The organism is Arthrobacter sp. E70, assembly GCF_058266945.1.
Genome location: NZ_JBYQFR010000013.1, coordinates 63,728 through 77,224 on the forward strand (window position 1 = coordinate 63,728; position 13,497 = coordinate 77,224).

The window sequence follows — 13,497 nt, forward strand, 5'->3', positions numbered from 1 at the left end:
GAAAACCGCGCGGCCTGCCTACTTCGCGATGCTGAACGCATCCGTGAAGCTGTACCCCTCCGCGGGGACGAACTTCACATCCATCCGGGAGCCTGTGAGCTTGATGTCGAGGGTGCCGTAAGCGGGATCCTTGTTGCTCCCGGACCACGCCGCAAAAACGGGCCTGTCCGAGTCCTGGGTGTTGATGTCCCGGATGCTTTTGCCGCCCAGGCCGGAGGTGGCGAAGACCGTTCCCGCGCCCTTGGCGAACGAATCGTCGTCGTCAACGGCGCACTTCCCGCGGGCCAGGACTTTGGAGCAGTCGTTCGGCATGCCCAGCTGGAACGTGCGCTGGTAGAGATGCTCGTGGCCGGTGAGGACCAGGTCAACCTTCTTTTCGATCAACAGGTCGGTCAGCGCCCGGCCGGCCTCGCAGCTGTATTCGCCCATGCTGAAGCACACCGTATGCATCCCCACAACGGTCCAGGGAATGCCCTCCGTGCGGGCGCCGTCGATCGCGTCCTCGGTCCACTTCCAGCGCTTGCTGTCCTCGGAGTAGTCCAGGTCGCCTTGGTCGAAGGCGATGCCCGGTGACACCGCGATCAGCCGGACCAGGGGCTTCTCCTGTGGAATGTCGATGTACCACTGCGTGCCGTATTCGCCCTCCAGCCCGGGCATTTTGTTCGGCAGGCACTTGACGTAGTTGCGGATGTGGCCGCCTTCGCCGTTGCTTTCGTGGTTGCCGGCCACGAGTTGGAAGGGAAGGTCCCCGAGCTTGTCGGTGACCATCTTGCAGAACTCCTCCTCGGTGCCCTGCCCGTAGGAGAGGTCGCCCAGGTGGAAGTTGAATTCGGGCTGGAGTTCCTTGATCTTGTCCAGCACGGCCTTGGCGCCGTCCTGCATGCCCATGTCCCCGACAGCCGTGAAGTGCACACTCGGCTCAGGCGGGGGCTTGGGCCCGGGGATGCAGCCAGCCAGCCCGATGGCCGTGACAAGGGCAACGGCCATGGCGGCGGCCTTCCTCCGCCCGGGTACTCGCCCCTGCATCCGCGAACTGCGCCACCAGCCTGCCAAATGTCCCCCCATGCCCAAGTCTGCTTTAGGTAGCACCAACGTAACGTCGGGCTTCAGGCGCGGGCAATAGGGGTTCCCGCAGGTCATCCGCATTCAACTCAGGGATGCCGGCAGGAACGTACGACGACGGCCCGCACCGGAGTGCCCCGGCTTCAGCCCTGCACGGCCGAGCTCAGGATGGCCCGCATCTTGTCCCGCAGGAGCTCCTGGCCGGCGATGCTTGGGTGTTCCCGGTCGGGCCCCAACAGAACGTCGGCGCGGCCTGACAGCCATTGGTCGGCAATGGGGTCGATGAAGGGCACCTCCATATCCTGTGCGGCCGCGGCGGCGGAGTCGCGGACACCGGTCAGCTCCGGATCCGGCTCGTCGCTGCCCGACAGCGGACCCACAGCCACCAGCGCCGCCTTCGGAGCAATGGCGGAAGCGGCGGCGAACGTCGACGCCGCGGCCTCCCGGAGCGCTTCGGGATCTGTCCCCTCATCGTTGTCGGAGCCGAAGAAAACCACCACGTCCGTGTCTGGCCCGACAGCCGCCTGGACCTCCTCCCTGAACGTGTCCCCGTGCTCGCCGGTCACCAGGTATCCACTGCCGTTCTCGGCCGCATTGGTCACCTGCATGGTCCGGTGGTTGAGCAGCGGCACCGACGTCAGCAGCGCCGGCCAGGCCTCATCCGCGGAGGTTCCGAATCCGGTGCTTAACGAGTCCCCGATCACCACAACCCTGACGGAGCCCTCGGAAGCCTGCTCCTTGGCACCGGCCGGGGTGCATCCCGTCACCGTGCAAAGGAGCATGGCAGCACCGGCCGCCATGCCTGCAAGCGCAACCCGCGATGATCTGTCCACCACTCCTCCAACCTGGAAGCCGGGAACCACGCGCCCATGCTAGGCCGCGATCCGGCAGCAAATGGGGGAAGTCCGGGGAGGTCTGCGGGAAAGCTGCGGAAGGTGATGGCGCGTTTGTGGAAACCCCGCAGGACGTGATGGGGCGTTGCGGAATAGCGGGCCGGACGTGGCGGTGCGTTGCCGGAAAGGCGGCAGGAACGGACGACGGCGGTCCGCCCGCGAGCAGGGTGGCGACGCGCGAATTACCCCTCGACCCGGAAATTCATTCTCGCCCTGGATATATGGGGTGCGGAAAGGAACATGCGCGTCGAAATCGAATGTGCGGGTCGCGGAGAGGCAAGCGGGGGCGCCGGGAGGAGGGGGAGGGGGCAAGGCGGCAACCCGGAAGCTTGACGCCCGCCCGCGGCACCGCATATCCTGAACGAACGGTCGGTAAATAATTCCGCACGTCCCAGAAGGTCTTTGCATAGGAGCAACCATGGCAGCGCAGAACTTGCAGTCAGTGCCGGCTGAGCTAACCCCCGAGGAGGACGCCGCAGGCCAGGCGCACTTCGACCGGATCATCGCCGAGGACTCCCGGATCGAGCCCCGCGACTGGATGCCCGCCGCCTACCGCAAGACCCTGCTGCGCCAGGTCTCCCAGCACGCCCACTCGGAAATCATCGGCATGCAGCCGGAAGCCAACTGGATCTCACGCGCCCCCAGCCTCAAGCGCAAGGCCATCCTCATGGCGAAGGTCCAGGACGAGGCCGGCCACGGGCTCTACCTCTACAGCGCGGCGGAAACCCTGGGCCAAAGCAGGGACAAGATGATGGACGACCTCATCGCCGGCAAGGCCCGCTACTCCAGCATCTTCAACTACCCGGCGCTGACCTGGGCGGATATGGGCGCCATCGGCTGGCTGGTGGACGGCGCAGCCATCTGCAACCAGGTCCCGCTGTGCCGCGCCTCGTACGGCCCCTACGGCCGCGCCATGGTCCGCATCTGCAAGGAAGAGTCCTTCCACCAGCGCCAGGGCTTCGAGATCCTGCTGGAACTTTCCAACGGCACCCCGGAGCAGAAGCAGATGGCCCAGGACGCCGTGAACCGCTGGTACGCCCCGGCCCTGATGATGTTCGGCCCGCCGGACGACGATTCCCCCAACTCCAAGCAGTCCATGGCCTGGAATATCAAGCGGTTCAGCAATGACGAGCTCCGCAGCCGGTTCGTCGGCATGATGGTGGAGCAGGTCCGGGTCCTGGGCCTCACCCTCCCCGATGATCAGATCCGCTTCAACGAGGACACCAAGAAGTGGGAGCACGGCCCGCTGGACTGGGACGAGTTCCACGAGGTCCTCGCCGGCCGCGGCCCTTGCAACGCCCAGCGCCTTGAGCGGCGGAGGGCAGCGCACGACGACGGCGCCTGGGTCCGCGAAGCAGCTGCGGCTTATGCAGCAAAACAGACAGCAAAGATGCAGAAGGAATACGCAGCATGAGCCCGCACGGCAACCCGGAGACTCCCGCAAGCTCCGCCACCGACATCAACCGCGAAGCCCCCAAGGCCAGCCCCAAAGTAGAGGCAGCACCGGAGCAGCACCATGACCGCAGTGCCTGGGGCCTCTGGGAGGTCTTCGTCCGCTCCAGCCGCGGCCTGAGCCACGTCCACGCCGGATCCCTGCACGCCCCGGACGCCGCCATGGCCCTGCGGAACGCGCGGGACCTCTACACCCGCCGCAACGAGGGCGTCTCCATCTGGGTGGTCCCGGCCGACGCCATCGCGGCCAGCGACCCCGACTCCAAGGGCTCCTTCTTCGAGTCCCCGCAGGGCAAGGACTACCGCCACGCCACGTACTACACCAAGAGCGAGGGAGTGAAGCACCTGTGAGCCCCCAGGCCCCCGAAGCAACGGAAACCACCGGCCACGGCGACATCTCCACCGGTGTGGCCGGCGGCGACTCGAACGCCAGCGCCACCCGCATCACCCCCGGCAACGCCCTCCGCCCGGAGGACATCGCCCTCGAGGTCAAAACGGGCCTGGTCAAGCCGACGGAAGATACCGCGGAGTACGCCCTCCGCCTCGGCGATGACGCCCTGATCCTCGCACAGCGCCTTGGCCACTGGATCTCCCGCGCGCCCGAGCTGGAGGAGGACATCGCCCTGGGCAACATCGCCCTGGACCAGCTGGGCCACGCCCGCAGCTTCCTCACCTACGCGGGAGCAGGCATGCTCAACGAGGACGGCACGGCCAAGTCCGAGGACGACCTGGCCTACTTCCGCCGCGAGCACGAGTTCCGTAGCGTCCAGCTGTTCGAGCAGCCCAACGGCGACTTCGCGGCCACCATCGCCCGCCAGTTCGTGGTGAGCTACTACCAGTACGAGCTCTACCGCCGCCTCACGGAATCCACCGACGAGACGCTTGCCGCCATCGCCGCGAAGGCCGTCAAGGAAGTGGACTACCACCGCGACCACAGCGCCCAGTGGGTCCTGCGTCTCGCCGGCGGAACGGAAGAGTCGCACACCAGGATGATCCACGGCCTGCGCATCATGTGGCCGTACGTCGGGGAACTGTTCCGTGACGACGAACTGACCGACAGGCTCGCCCAGGCGGGTGCCGCCGTCGCGCCTTCCTCCCTGAAGGAGGACTTTGACCGCCTGACCGGCGAAATCCTCGCCGAAGCGGAACTCGAGGTCCCGGAAGTGCCGGCAGCGCCGGGCGGCGGCCGGCAGGGCAAGCACTCCGAGCACCTGGGCTACATCCTCGCGGAGATGCAGGTGCTGGCCCGTGAGCATCCCGGAGCGAGCTGGTGACCGTCATGATCACGGAACAGGAAACGCAGCAGCAGGCCTGGGACGTCGCGGCCACGGTCGTCGATCCGGAGATCCCGGTGCTCACCATTGCGGACCTGGGGATTTTGCGGAAGGTCGACGTCGGCGCGGACGGAGGCGTCCGGGTCACCATCACGCCCACGTACTCGGGCTGCCCGGCCATGGATGCCATCCGCGACGACCTCTACACGGCCTTTCACAAGGAAGGCTACGAGGACGTCCAGGTGGACCTGGTCCTCTCGCCGGCCTGGACCACTGACTGGATGACCGAGGCCGGAAAGCAGAAGCTGCAGCAGTACGGCATCGCCCCGCCCAGCGGAAACTCCCGGGCCGGCGGCCACTCCGGCCCCATCCGGCTGAGCCTGGCCGTGAAGTGCCCGCAGTGCAACAGCCTCAACACCAAGGAACTCACCCGCTTCGGTTCCACGTCCTGCAAGGCGCTGTATGTGTGCCAGGACTGCAAGGAACCGTTCGACTACTTCAAAGTCCTGTAAGGAAGCCCCCATGCCTGTTGTCCGCCAGACCGCCGCCGAAGAGGCTGAGGTGACCGGCCGCCGTCGTCCGTCCTTCCACACGCTCGAGGTGAAGGAGGTGCGCCGGCTCACCGACGATGCCATCGAAGTCAGCTTCCATGTGCCGGCGGAGCTCGCCGGCAAGTTCGACTACCTCCCCGGCCAGTACGTGGCCCTGCGCACCACCCTGCCGGACGAGAACGGCGAGCCGAAGGAGATCCGACGCAGCTACTCCATCTGCGCCGAGCCGCGCAGCTTCCCGGACGGCACCAGCGAAATCCGCGTGGCCATCAAGAAGGACCTGGGCGGGCTGTTCTCCACGTGGGCCAACGCCGAGCTGAAGGCGGGGGACACCCTGGACGTGATGAGCCCCATGGGCGCGTTCGTGTCCAAGCACGGCCGGGACGGCAAGGCCGTGGAGCAGAACGTCATGAACTCTATGAACCACCCCGAAGAGCTGGCGGGCGAGGCGGGGAACTTCGTGGCCATTGCGGCGGGGTCCGGCATCACCCCCGTGATCGCGATCGCCCGGACACTGCTGGCCGCCAACCCGGAGACCCGGTTCGACCTGATCTACGCCAACAAGGCCGCCATGGACGTGATGTTCCTGGAGGAGCTGGCGGACCTGAAGGACAAGTACCCGCAGCGGCTGGCCATCCACCACGTGCTGAGCCGCGAGCAGCGGATCGCGCCGCTGCTGTCCGGGCGCATTGATTCGGAGAAGCTGCAGCAGCTGCTGGGCACCGCCCTGCACGCGGATGACGTGGACGAGTGGTTCCTGTGCGGGCCGTTCGAGCTGGTGCAGCTGTGCCGGGACACCCTGGCCGAGCGCGGGGTGAAGCCCGAGAATGTCCGGTTCGAGCTGTTCACGTCCGGCAAGCCGGACCGCCCCGAAGGGCACGCCGGCCGACCCGTCATCGTGGACGAGTCCAAGGAAACGTACAAGATCACGTTCAAGCTGGACGGCCTGCAGGGCGAGGTGGCCAGCCCCACGCACGCCCGCGAGTCGATCCTGAACGCGGCGCTGCGGGTGCGTCCGGACGTGCCGTTCGCGTGCGCCGGGGGAGTGTGCGGCACATGCCGGGCCAAGGTGGTGTCCGGCAGCGTGACCATGGACGAGAACTACGCGCTGGAGCAGGATGAGCTGGACAAGGGCTATGTCCTGACCTGCCAGAGCCACCCCACCAGCAAGGAAGTCACGGTCGACTTCGACGTCTAAGTTATTACCTCTTACGCAAGGAGCCCCATGATTTCCCTTTCCATCAGCAACGGCATCGCTGAGGTAGTGCTGGACGCACCGCAGAAGCTGAACTCACTGGATGAGCAGGCGCTGCGGGATTTAGCACAGGCGTACGACGACGCTGCTGCCGCCGCCTTGCGTGGTGAGGTGCGGGCGCTGCTGCTGAGGGGAGAGGGCCGGGCCTTCTGCGCGGGGCGGGACATCGCGGGGGTCACCCCGGAGAACGACGACGCCGCGGCGTACCTGGGCGGGCTGGTGGAGCCGCTGCTGAAGAAGATGGCAGTCTTCCCGGCTCCGACCTTTGCCGCCGCACAGGGCGCCTGCCTGGGCGTGGGGCTGGGGCTGCTGCTGGCCACGGACGTGGTGTACGTGGCGGAGAACGCGAAGTTCGGCTCGCCGTTCGCCAAGCTGGGGGCCACGCTGGATTCGGGCGGGCACTGGTACTTCACCGAGCGGCTGGGCATGCACCGGACGCTGGACCTGATCTACACGGCGGACCTGATTTCGGGTGCCGAGGCCGTGGCGCAGGGGATGTTCAGCCGCGCCATGCCTGCTGATTCGCTGGTGGAGTCCACGCGGGACATCGTTGCGCGGGTGGCCGCCGGTGCCACGGGTGCTTTTGTGGCGTCGAAGGAATTGGTGGCGCACATCCGCGACCAGCGCCTGGGCCTGTGGCAGGCCATGCAGGAGGAGAACGAGGAGCAGGCCCGGCTCTGCAAGACCGAGGACTATGCGGAGGGCTTCCGGGCGTTCCAGGAAAAGCGGGAGCCGAAGTTCTCTGGCCGCGTTGGCTGAGCTTGCGGCCGCCATTGGTTGAGCTCGTGATCTTGAGCAAATATTGAGTTTCAGCTGCGGTTACCTTGATTCATTTTCGACAGAGTTAGCGAGCCTGGATAAACCAGTTCACAGCACGCTGCACTGAGTCGGTAAGCAAAATCAGACCGGGGTAAGCGGCGAATCGATGGGTGACGTAGAACTTGCTTCGTCACCGTTTCAGCATTGACGCCGGAAGTTATTTGTCTGTTGTTTCCGCGATGAGTGCTTGGATCATTTGTCGATGCCGCCGTGGCAGCTCGAATGAGAAAAGAATCAATATGGGGGCCTCTCAGAGGCGGCTTCTCGCCGCCGCTGCTTCACTTGCCATCGCAACCTGCAGCTTCGGGTATGTTGCACCGGCCATCGCAGCACCAACAACCACCGTGACCACCGACCAGGTTACGGAACCAACTTCCCAACCGACTGAAGCGCCGTCACCGCAGGCGGAAAGTCCAGCGCCGGCCGCGCCCACACTGGCAGTCACGGAAACACCAGCAGCGGTGGTCTCGGAAGCACCGACCGGACAGCCCAGTGGCAGCGCTGCTGCACCGGCGGAAACCACAGCTCCGGCAGCTGCCGCAACGGAAGCAGCCCAGCCAACCCAGATCGCTCGGCCTGAGGCCGTAGCGGGCGGGGCAACCACTACCGCCGGATCGCTGTTCAGCCAGCTGACGGTGGCAACCCCTTCGGCCTTGGCTTACGATCGGGCAAAGTTCACCCACTGGATTGACGCAGACGGGGACGGGTGCGATACACGCGCCGAGGTGCTCATCGTTGAGTCCGTTGTGCCTGTCACCGTTGGAGCCGGATGTACTGTCACGTCCGGCCAGTGGAACTCCTGGTACGACGGGGCGACGTGGACGAACCCTAGCGACGTTGACATCGACCACTTTGTGCCGCTGGCGGAGGCATGGAAGTCGGGCGCCTGGGCGTGGACGGCGGAACAGCGCCAGGCCTTCGCTAACGACATTGACGACATTCGTAGCCTTGAAGCCGTAACCGACAGTGTGAACCAGTCCAAGGGCTCCAAAGATATTTACGAATGGGCCCCGGCCCTCGACCAGTGCCGTTACGCCCAGCAGTGGGTTGCCGTGAAGTACCGCTGGAACCTCACTATCGATCCGTTGGAACAAGGCAGCCTGCGGAACCACCTCTACAGCAACTGCGCGAATGCCACGATTGCCTTGCCGGCCAAGGCTGAAACACCTGCCCCGGCGGCTGAGGGCAGCTACACGACGTCGGGCGCGATCGGTGCCAAGTACGCGGCAGCGTCTGCGGTGCTCGGCGCTGCAACGTCCCAGGAATTCAGCGGTCAGCGGTTCGGCGGGGCCTACCAGCTGTTTGAGCGTGGCACTATCGGTTACCTCCAGCAGTACGGCGCCTACATGGTCATCGGCGGCATCAATGCCGTGTGGCATTCAATCGGCGCCCAAGACAGCGATCTCGGCTACCCGACTTCTGATGAGTACGCGCCGATGGCCGGCGGCGTGATGCAGAACTTCCAGTTCGGCAAGATCTCGTGGAACCCGGCCACCGGGTCCAGGATCACGAAGGGTGGCATCGGCGTCACATGGGACAACGCAGGCGGCCCGCTCAGCGGTCTCGGCTATCCCACAACGGATGAATACGCTCCGATGCCCGGTGGCGTCATGCAAGGCTTCCAGTACGGCAAGATCTCGTGGAACGCTGCAACCGGGTCCCGCATCACCAAGGGCGGTATCGGTGCCACCTGGGACAAAGTAGGAGGTCCGCTCAGCGGCCTTGGCTACCCCACCACGGACGAGTACGCCACTGCCAATGGAGGCGTGACGCAGGCGTTCCAGTACGGGCAGATCGTCTGGTCGCCTGCCACGGGCTCGCGGTTCATCAAGGGCGGTATCGGCCAGACGTGGATCAACGCCGGCGGCCCGAACAGCGGACTGGGTTACCCCACATCGGATGAGGTCGGTGGCCTTGTCGGCGGCGGTGCAAAGCAGTACTTCCAAGGCGGAGAAGTGGTTTGGTCTCCTGCTTCGGGCGCGCGCGTCATGACCGGTGGGATCAGGGCAGCGTGGGTCGGCCAGGGCTCCGAAGGGGGACGACTGGGCTACCCGACCACCAATGAGTATGGTGCCAGCGGTGGCGGGTACTCGCAGGACTACCAGGGTGGCCGCATCACGTGGCGCTCCGGCAGCGTCAGCATCGAGTACGCGTCTGACGCCTACCAGCCCGCACCTGCACCTGCACCTGCGCCCGCTCCCGCGCCGGCTCCCGCACCTGCCCCGGCTCCGGTTTACTATGCGAACTGCGATGCTGTGCGTGCTGCAGGTGCAGCGCCCCTCTACTGGTGGCAGCCCGGCTACCGCACCGCATTGGATCGGGACTTGGACGGTAAAGCCTGCGAATAGGCAACCACCGGGAAGCCCCACCCTCGATCATCATCGAGGGTGGGGCTTCCTTGCTTAAACCTCATCGATTGCTCCGTAATTGTCCTTTTCGGGTGCCAAAACGGCGTTTGCGGAGCAATGGATGGGGCAGGACGCCGGTAGGGCTGCTCCTACCGGGCTGCCACTTCTGATTCCAGCACCTCGTAGGCCGGCGTGGTGAGGAAGTCGGTGTAGTCCTCGGAAAGGCAGATCTCCGAGATGATGCGGGACGCCGGCGCGTAGTACCGGTTGAACAGTTCCTCGCCCACCTCGCTCCGGAGCCTTTCCGTTTCCTCGGCCAGCAACTGCTCCACCAGTTCGCGGGTTGCCGTGTTGCCGGTGTCTGCGAAGACCACCCCGTTGCGGATCTGCTGCCAGACCTGCGACCGGGAGATTTCCGCCGTCGCGGCGTCTTCCATCAGGTTGTGGATGGCCACGGCCCCGTTTCCGGACAGCCACACTGCGGTGTAGGCGACGGAAACGTACAGGTTCCCGCGGAGACCGGCCTCGGTGGCGTCGCCGGGTGCCGATTCGATGTCCAGCAGTTGTTCGGCGGTGACCTGGACCTCGGGCCGGGTGCGCTGCACCTGGTTGGGGGCGTCTCCCAGGACCTCGTCGAAGACCTCCATACAGATCGGAACGAGGTCCGGATGTGCAACCCAGGAGCCGTCGAATCCGTCGTTGGCCTCGCGCGTCTTGTCAGCCTTCACCTTTGCGAACGCCTGTTCGGTGACTTCCGGCTGGCGGCGGTTCGGAATGACGGCTGCCATCCCGCCCATCGCAAACGCGCCGCGCTGGTGGCAGGTCTTGACCAGCAGTTCGGTGTACGCGCGCATGAAGGGAACCGTCATGGATACCGCGGCACGGTCAGGAAGCGTGAACTTCGAACCGGAGTCGCGGAAGTACTTGATGATGCTGAACAGGTAATCCCAGCGTCCGGCGTTGAGTCCGGAGGCGTGGTCGCGCAGCTCGTACAGGATCTCGTCCATCTCAAAGGCCGCAGGAATGGTTTCCACAAGGACGGTGGCCCGGATGGTGCCCTGCGGGATGCCGAGGGCGTCCTGGGCGAAAACGAAGATGTCGTTCCACAGCCGGGCTTCGAGGTGGCTTTCCATCTTCGGCAGGTAGTAGTAGGGGCCGTGGCCGTTCTCGAGGAGCTGCTTGGCGTTGTGGAAGAAATGCAGTCCAAAGTCCACCAGGGCGCCGATGGCGGGCTTGCCGTCGAATTCCAGGTTCCGCTCGTCCATGTGCCAGCCGCGGGGGCGCATGATCACGACGGCGGTGGGCGCGTCGGTGCGAAGGGCGTACGTCTTGCCCTCAGGGGACGTGTAGGCCAGGGTTCCGCGTGCGGCGTCGTACAGCGAGAGCTGCCCGTCGATGACGTTGAACCACGTGGGGCAGCTGGCGTCCTCCAGGTCTGCCAGCCACACTTTTGCCCCTGAGTTCAGGGCGTTGATCGCCATCTTGGCAGGGGAGCAGGGGCCGGTGATTTCCACGCGGCGGTCCTGAAGGGCCGGCGGCGCCGAGGCGACGCTCCAGTTGCCCTCACGGACGGCTGCCGTCTCCGGCAGGAAGTCCAGGGTTCCGGTTTTTGCCGCTTCGGCGCGGCGCTCCTGCCGTGCAGACAGGCGGGCATCGCGTTCGACGGCGAAACGTCCATGGAGCGCGGCCAGGAACTCGAGGGCTTCCGGGGTCAGGATTTCGGCGGCGCGGTCAAAGGGCAGGTCAGCGGTTCGGGTCAGGGGCATTGCATCGTCCTTTCGGGAAGTTTCACGATACGGACATTATGTTCTGCAAGATGAAAAAACAAGGGCTTCAGATAAATCGGTCAGACCATTGACTATCGGTCAGACCAATACATACAGTGTGGTCCACGAGACAATATCTCCATCTCACATTGTGGAATTCCCCGTTCGGCGTTCGACCCCCTCTCCATCGCGCCCCACCCTCCCCGCTCCAAATACAAAGGAGTTTTTTGTGAGCACTTACCAGCAAGTCGTGGACCCCCTCTGGGGTTCACTCGGCCTGTCCGCGCTCTGCGCGGCATTGCCGTTGATTCTCCTGTTTGTCCTGCTGGGCGTCTTCCGGGTGAAGGCGGCCAAAGCCGCCATTGCCAGCCTGGCACTGTCCATCATCCTGGCCCTGGTGGTCTGGCGCATGCCTGTGGACCAGGTCTTCAGCGCCACTGCCGAAGGAGCCTTCTACGGCCTGTTCCCCATCCTGTGGATCCTCATCAACGCGCTCTGGCTCTACAAACTGACGGTGGCCACGCCCTGGTTCGATGCCCTGGGCCGGACCATCCGCTCCATCTCCAACGACCTGCGGATCCTGTCGATCCTGATTGCGTTTTGCTTCGGCGCACTCCTCGAGTCACTCGCAGGTTTCGGCGCGCCTGTCGCCATTACGTCGGCGATGCTGATGGCCGCGGGCATGAAACCGCTGAAATCCGCCGTCGTCTCACTGCTCGCCAACACCGCCCCGGTGGCCTTCGGCGCCATGGCCGCGCCCATCATCGCCCTGAACGGCGTCACCGGCCTGCCGCTGCACGACCTCTCCTCGATGGCCGGGCGCCAGACCCCCTTCATCGCCCTCATCGTGCCGCTGCTGCTCGTCTTCATCGTGGACGGCAAACGCGGCATCAAGCAGACCTGGCCCGTTGCTCTGGTGGCCGGCGCAGTCTTTGGCCTCTTCCAGTTCATCACGTCCAACTTCATCGCGGTGGAACTGACCGACGTCGTTGCTGCTGTGGCTACCGTGGCGGCGGTGCTGCTGATGCTCCGTGTCTGGCAGCCGCGGGAGATCATCGATATGTCCGGGCAGGCCGGCGGATCAGCCGGTCTTGAGGAAGAACGCCTCGAGGAAGAGCGCCCGTCCGGCCCGGCACCATCCGGCCGCGGGTCGGCAAGGGTCCCGGCATCCGCATCGGTGACGGAGGCTGTCTCAGCGGCCGCGACCACCCGGCTCGCGGTGCCGGCCAGCACCGCGGAGCGGCCCGCCCGCCGGGAAATCTGGATGGCTGTCGCGCCCTACCTGATCATCATGGCCGTCTTCTCCATCGCCCAGATGCCGGGAATCAAGGACTGGCTGGGCGCCAACGGAAGCGTGAGCTTCGCCTGGCCGGGCCTGGACGTCGTGGACGCCAACGGGAAACATGTTGCCGCGCAAAAGTTCAAGTTCGACCACCTCAAAGCCACCGGCACCCTGCTGCTGGTCTCCGGCCTCATCACCATGGTCCTGTACCGCCTCTCGGCAGCCCAAGGCCTGCGCATCTACTGGGAAACCCTGAAGCAACTGCGCTGGACCATTCTCACGGTCACCACCGTCCTTGCCCTGTCCTTCGTCATGAACCTGTCCGGGCAGACCACCTCCCTGGGCCTCGCCCTGGCGTCCGCCGGCGGCTTCTTCGCCTTCCTCTCGCCGCTGATCGGCTGGATCGGCGTTGCCCTTACCGGCTCGGACACCTCGTCCAACTCGCTCTTCGGGCAGATGCAGGCCACCGCCGCCACGCAGACCGGACTCTCACCGGTGCTCATGGCCGCGTCCAACTCCTCCGCCGGCGTCATGGGCAAGATGCTCTCCCTGCAGAATCTCGCCGTCGCCTCCGCCGCGGTGGGACTGGAAGGCGCCGAGAGCACCCTGTTCCGCAAACTCCTCGGCTGGAGCCTGGCCCTGCTGGCGCTCATCACGGTGCTGATCGTCCTGCAGTCCACCCCGGTACTCGGCTGGATGGTCCCCTAGCCGGCACCACCCCCACATCGCGACTACGGCCGGGCGGAGCGGTTCCGCCCGGCCGGGTCCCCACAGAACACACCCCAGAAAACAAAG

11 protein-coding genes are annotated in these 13,497 nt (G+C 65.5%); 8 read left to right on the forward strand and 3 right to left on the reverse strand.

Annotation, left to right across the window (positions count from 1 at the left end; translation table 11 throughout):
- Nucleotides 1-18 precede the first annotated feature (18 nt).
- Together AC3IMC_RS16375 and AC3IMC_RS16380 are read right to left on the reverse strand one after the other, a co-directional pair.
- Nucleotides 19-987 carry a metallophosphoesterase gene (locus tag AC3IMC_RS16375; RefSeq protein ID WP_490919684.1) on the reverse strand — a complete coding sequence of 323 codons (969 nt, stop codon included), beginning with the start codon at nucleotides 985-987 and terminating at the stop codon, nucleotides 19-21.
- Between the two features lie 218 nt (nucleotides 988-1,205).
- A complete protein-coding gene (locus tag AC3IMC_RS16380) occupies nucleotides 1,206-1,895 on the reverse strand; it encodes an SGNH/GDSL hydrolase family protein (RefSeq protein WP_490919685.1) in 690 nt (229 codons plus the stop codon).
- A gap of 478 nt (nucleotides 1,896-2,373) precedes the next feature.
- Here AC3IMC_RS16380 and paaA point away from each other — a divergent pair, with 478 nt between their 5' ends.
- The 7 genes from paaA to AC3IMC_RS16415 all read left to right on the forward strand — a co-directional run bounded on the left by paaA (nucleotide 2,374) and on the right by AC3IMC_RS16415 (nucleotide 9,654).
- On the forward strand, nucleotides 2,374-3,369 hold the full coding sequence (gene paaA / locus AC3IMC_RS16385; protein WP_490919686.1) for a 1,2-phenylacetyl-CoA epoxidase subunit PaaA: 996 nt from the start codon (nucleotides 2,374-2,376) through the stop codon (nucleotides 3,367-3,369).
- On the forward strand, nucleotides 3,366-3,758 hold the full coding sequence (gene paaB / locus AC3IMC_RS16390) for a 1,2-phenylacetyl-CoA epoxidase subunit PaaB (RefSeq protein ID WP_490919688.1): 393 nt from the start codon (nucleotides 3,366-3,368) through the stop codon (nucleotides 3,756-3,758). Before paaA ends, paaB begins: the two co-directional genes overlap by 4 nt.
- Nucleotides 3,755-4,681 carry a 1,2-phenylacetyl-CoA epoxidase subunit PaaC gene (gene paaC / locus AC3IMC_RS16395; RefSeq protein ID WP_490919689.1) on the forward strand — a complete coding sequence of 309 codons (927 nt, stop codon included), beginning with the start codon at nucleotides 3,755-3,757 and terminating at the stop codon, nucleotides 4,679-4,681. Before paaB ends, paaC begins: the two co-directional genes overlap by 4 nt.
- A 5-nt stretch (nucleotides 4,682-4,686) precedes the next feature.
- Nucleotides 4,687-5,193, forward strand: coding sequence for a 1,2-phenylacetyl-CoA epoxidase subunit PaaD (gene paaD / locus AC3IMC_RS16400; RefSeq protein WP_490919736.1), 507 nt, complete (start codon nucleotides 4,687-4,689; stop codon nucleotides 5,191-5,193).
- A 10-nt stretch (nucleotides 5,194-5,203) separates the two neighbouring features.
- Nucleotides 5,204-6,430: a 1,2-phenylacetyl-CoA epoxidase subunit PaaE gene (gene paaE / locus AC3IMC_RS16405; RefSeq protein ID WP_490919690.1), complete on the forward strand. Its 1,227-nt coding sequence runs from the start codon at nucleotides 5,204-5,206 to the stop codon at nucleotides 6,428-6,430.
- A 27-nt stretch (nucleotides 6,431-6,457) separates the two neighbouring features.
- Nucleotides 6,458-7,246 carry an enoyl-CoA hydratase/isomerase family protein gene (locus AC3IMC_RS16410; RefSeq protein ID WP_490919692.1) on the forward strand — a complete coding sequence of 263 codons (789 nt, stop codon included), beginning with the start codon at nucleotides 6,458-6,460 and terminating at the stop codon, nucleotides 7,244-7,246.
- 299 nt (nucleotides 7,247-7,545) lie between these two features.
- Nucleotides 7,546-9,654 carry an excalibur calcium-binding domain-containing protein gene (locus AC3IMC_RS16415; RefSeq protein ID WP_490919694.1) on the forward strand — a complete coding sequence of 703 codons (2,109 nt, stop codon included), beginning with the start codon at nucleotides 7,546-7,548 and terminating at the stop codon, nucleotides 9,652-9,654.
- Between the two features lie 149 nt (nucleotides 9,655-9,803).
- Here the strand turns inward: AC3IMC_RS16415 and aceB are convergent, their stop codons facing one another.
- Entirely contained in the window at nucleotides 9,804-11,420 is a 1,617-nt protein-coding gene (gene aceB, locus AC3IMC_RS16420) for a malate synthase A (protein WP_490919696.1), read from the reverse strand.
- A gap of 229 nt (nucleotides 11,421-11,649) precedes the next feature.
- Between aceB and AC3IMC_RS16425 the strand changes: the two genes are divergently transcribed.
- Nucleotides 11,650-13,410, forward strand: a complete 1,761-nt coding sequence (locus tag AC3IMC_RS16425; protein ID WP_490919698.1) for an L-lactate permease — start codon at nucleotides 11,650-11,652, stop codon at nucleotides 13,408-13,410.
- Nucleotides 13,411-13,497: the final 87 nt, after the last annotated feature.

What these genes read in the sequence shown, in the direction of transcription:
- AC3IMC_RS16375 (WP_490919684.1), bottom strand. Translation starts at nt 987, where the DNA reads ATGGCCGTTGCCCTTGTCACGGCCATCGGGCTGGCTGGCTGCATCCCC.
- paaA (WP_490919686.1), top strand. Translation starts at nt 2,374, where the DNA reads ATGGCAGCGCAGAACTTGCAGTCAGTGCCGGCTGAGCTAACCCCCGAG.
- paaB (WP_490919688.1), top strand. Translation starts at nt 3,366, where the DNA reads ATGAGCCCGCACGGCAACCCGGAGACTCCCGCAAGCTCCGCCACCGAC.
- paaD (WP_490919736.1), top strand. Translation starts at nt 4,687, where the DNA reads ATGATCACGGAACAGGAAACGCAGCAGCAGGCCTGGGACGTCGCGGCC.
- paaE (WP_490919690.1), top strand. Translation starts at nt 5,204, where the DNA reads ATGCCTGTTGTCCGCCAGACCGCCGCCGAAGAGGCTGAGGTGACCGGC.
- AC3IMC_RS16410 (WP_490919692.1), top strand. Translation starts at nt 6,458, where the DNA reads ATGATTTCCCTTTCCATCAGCAACGGCATCGCTGAGGTAGTGCTGGAC.
- AC3IMC_RS16415 (WP_490919694.1), top strand. Translation starts at nt 7,546, where the DNA reads ATGGGGGCCTCTCAGAGGCGGCTTCTCGCCGCCGCTGCTTCACTTGCC.
- aceB (WP_490919696.1), bottom strand. Translation starts at nt 11,420, where the DNA reads ATGCCCCTGACCCGAACCGCTGACCTGCCCTTTGACCGCGCCGCCGAA.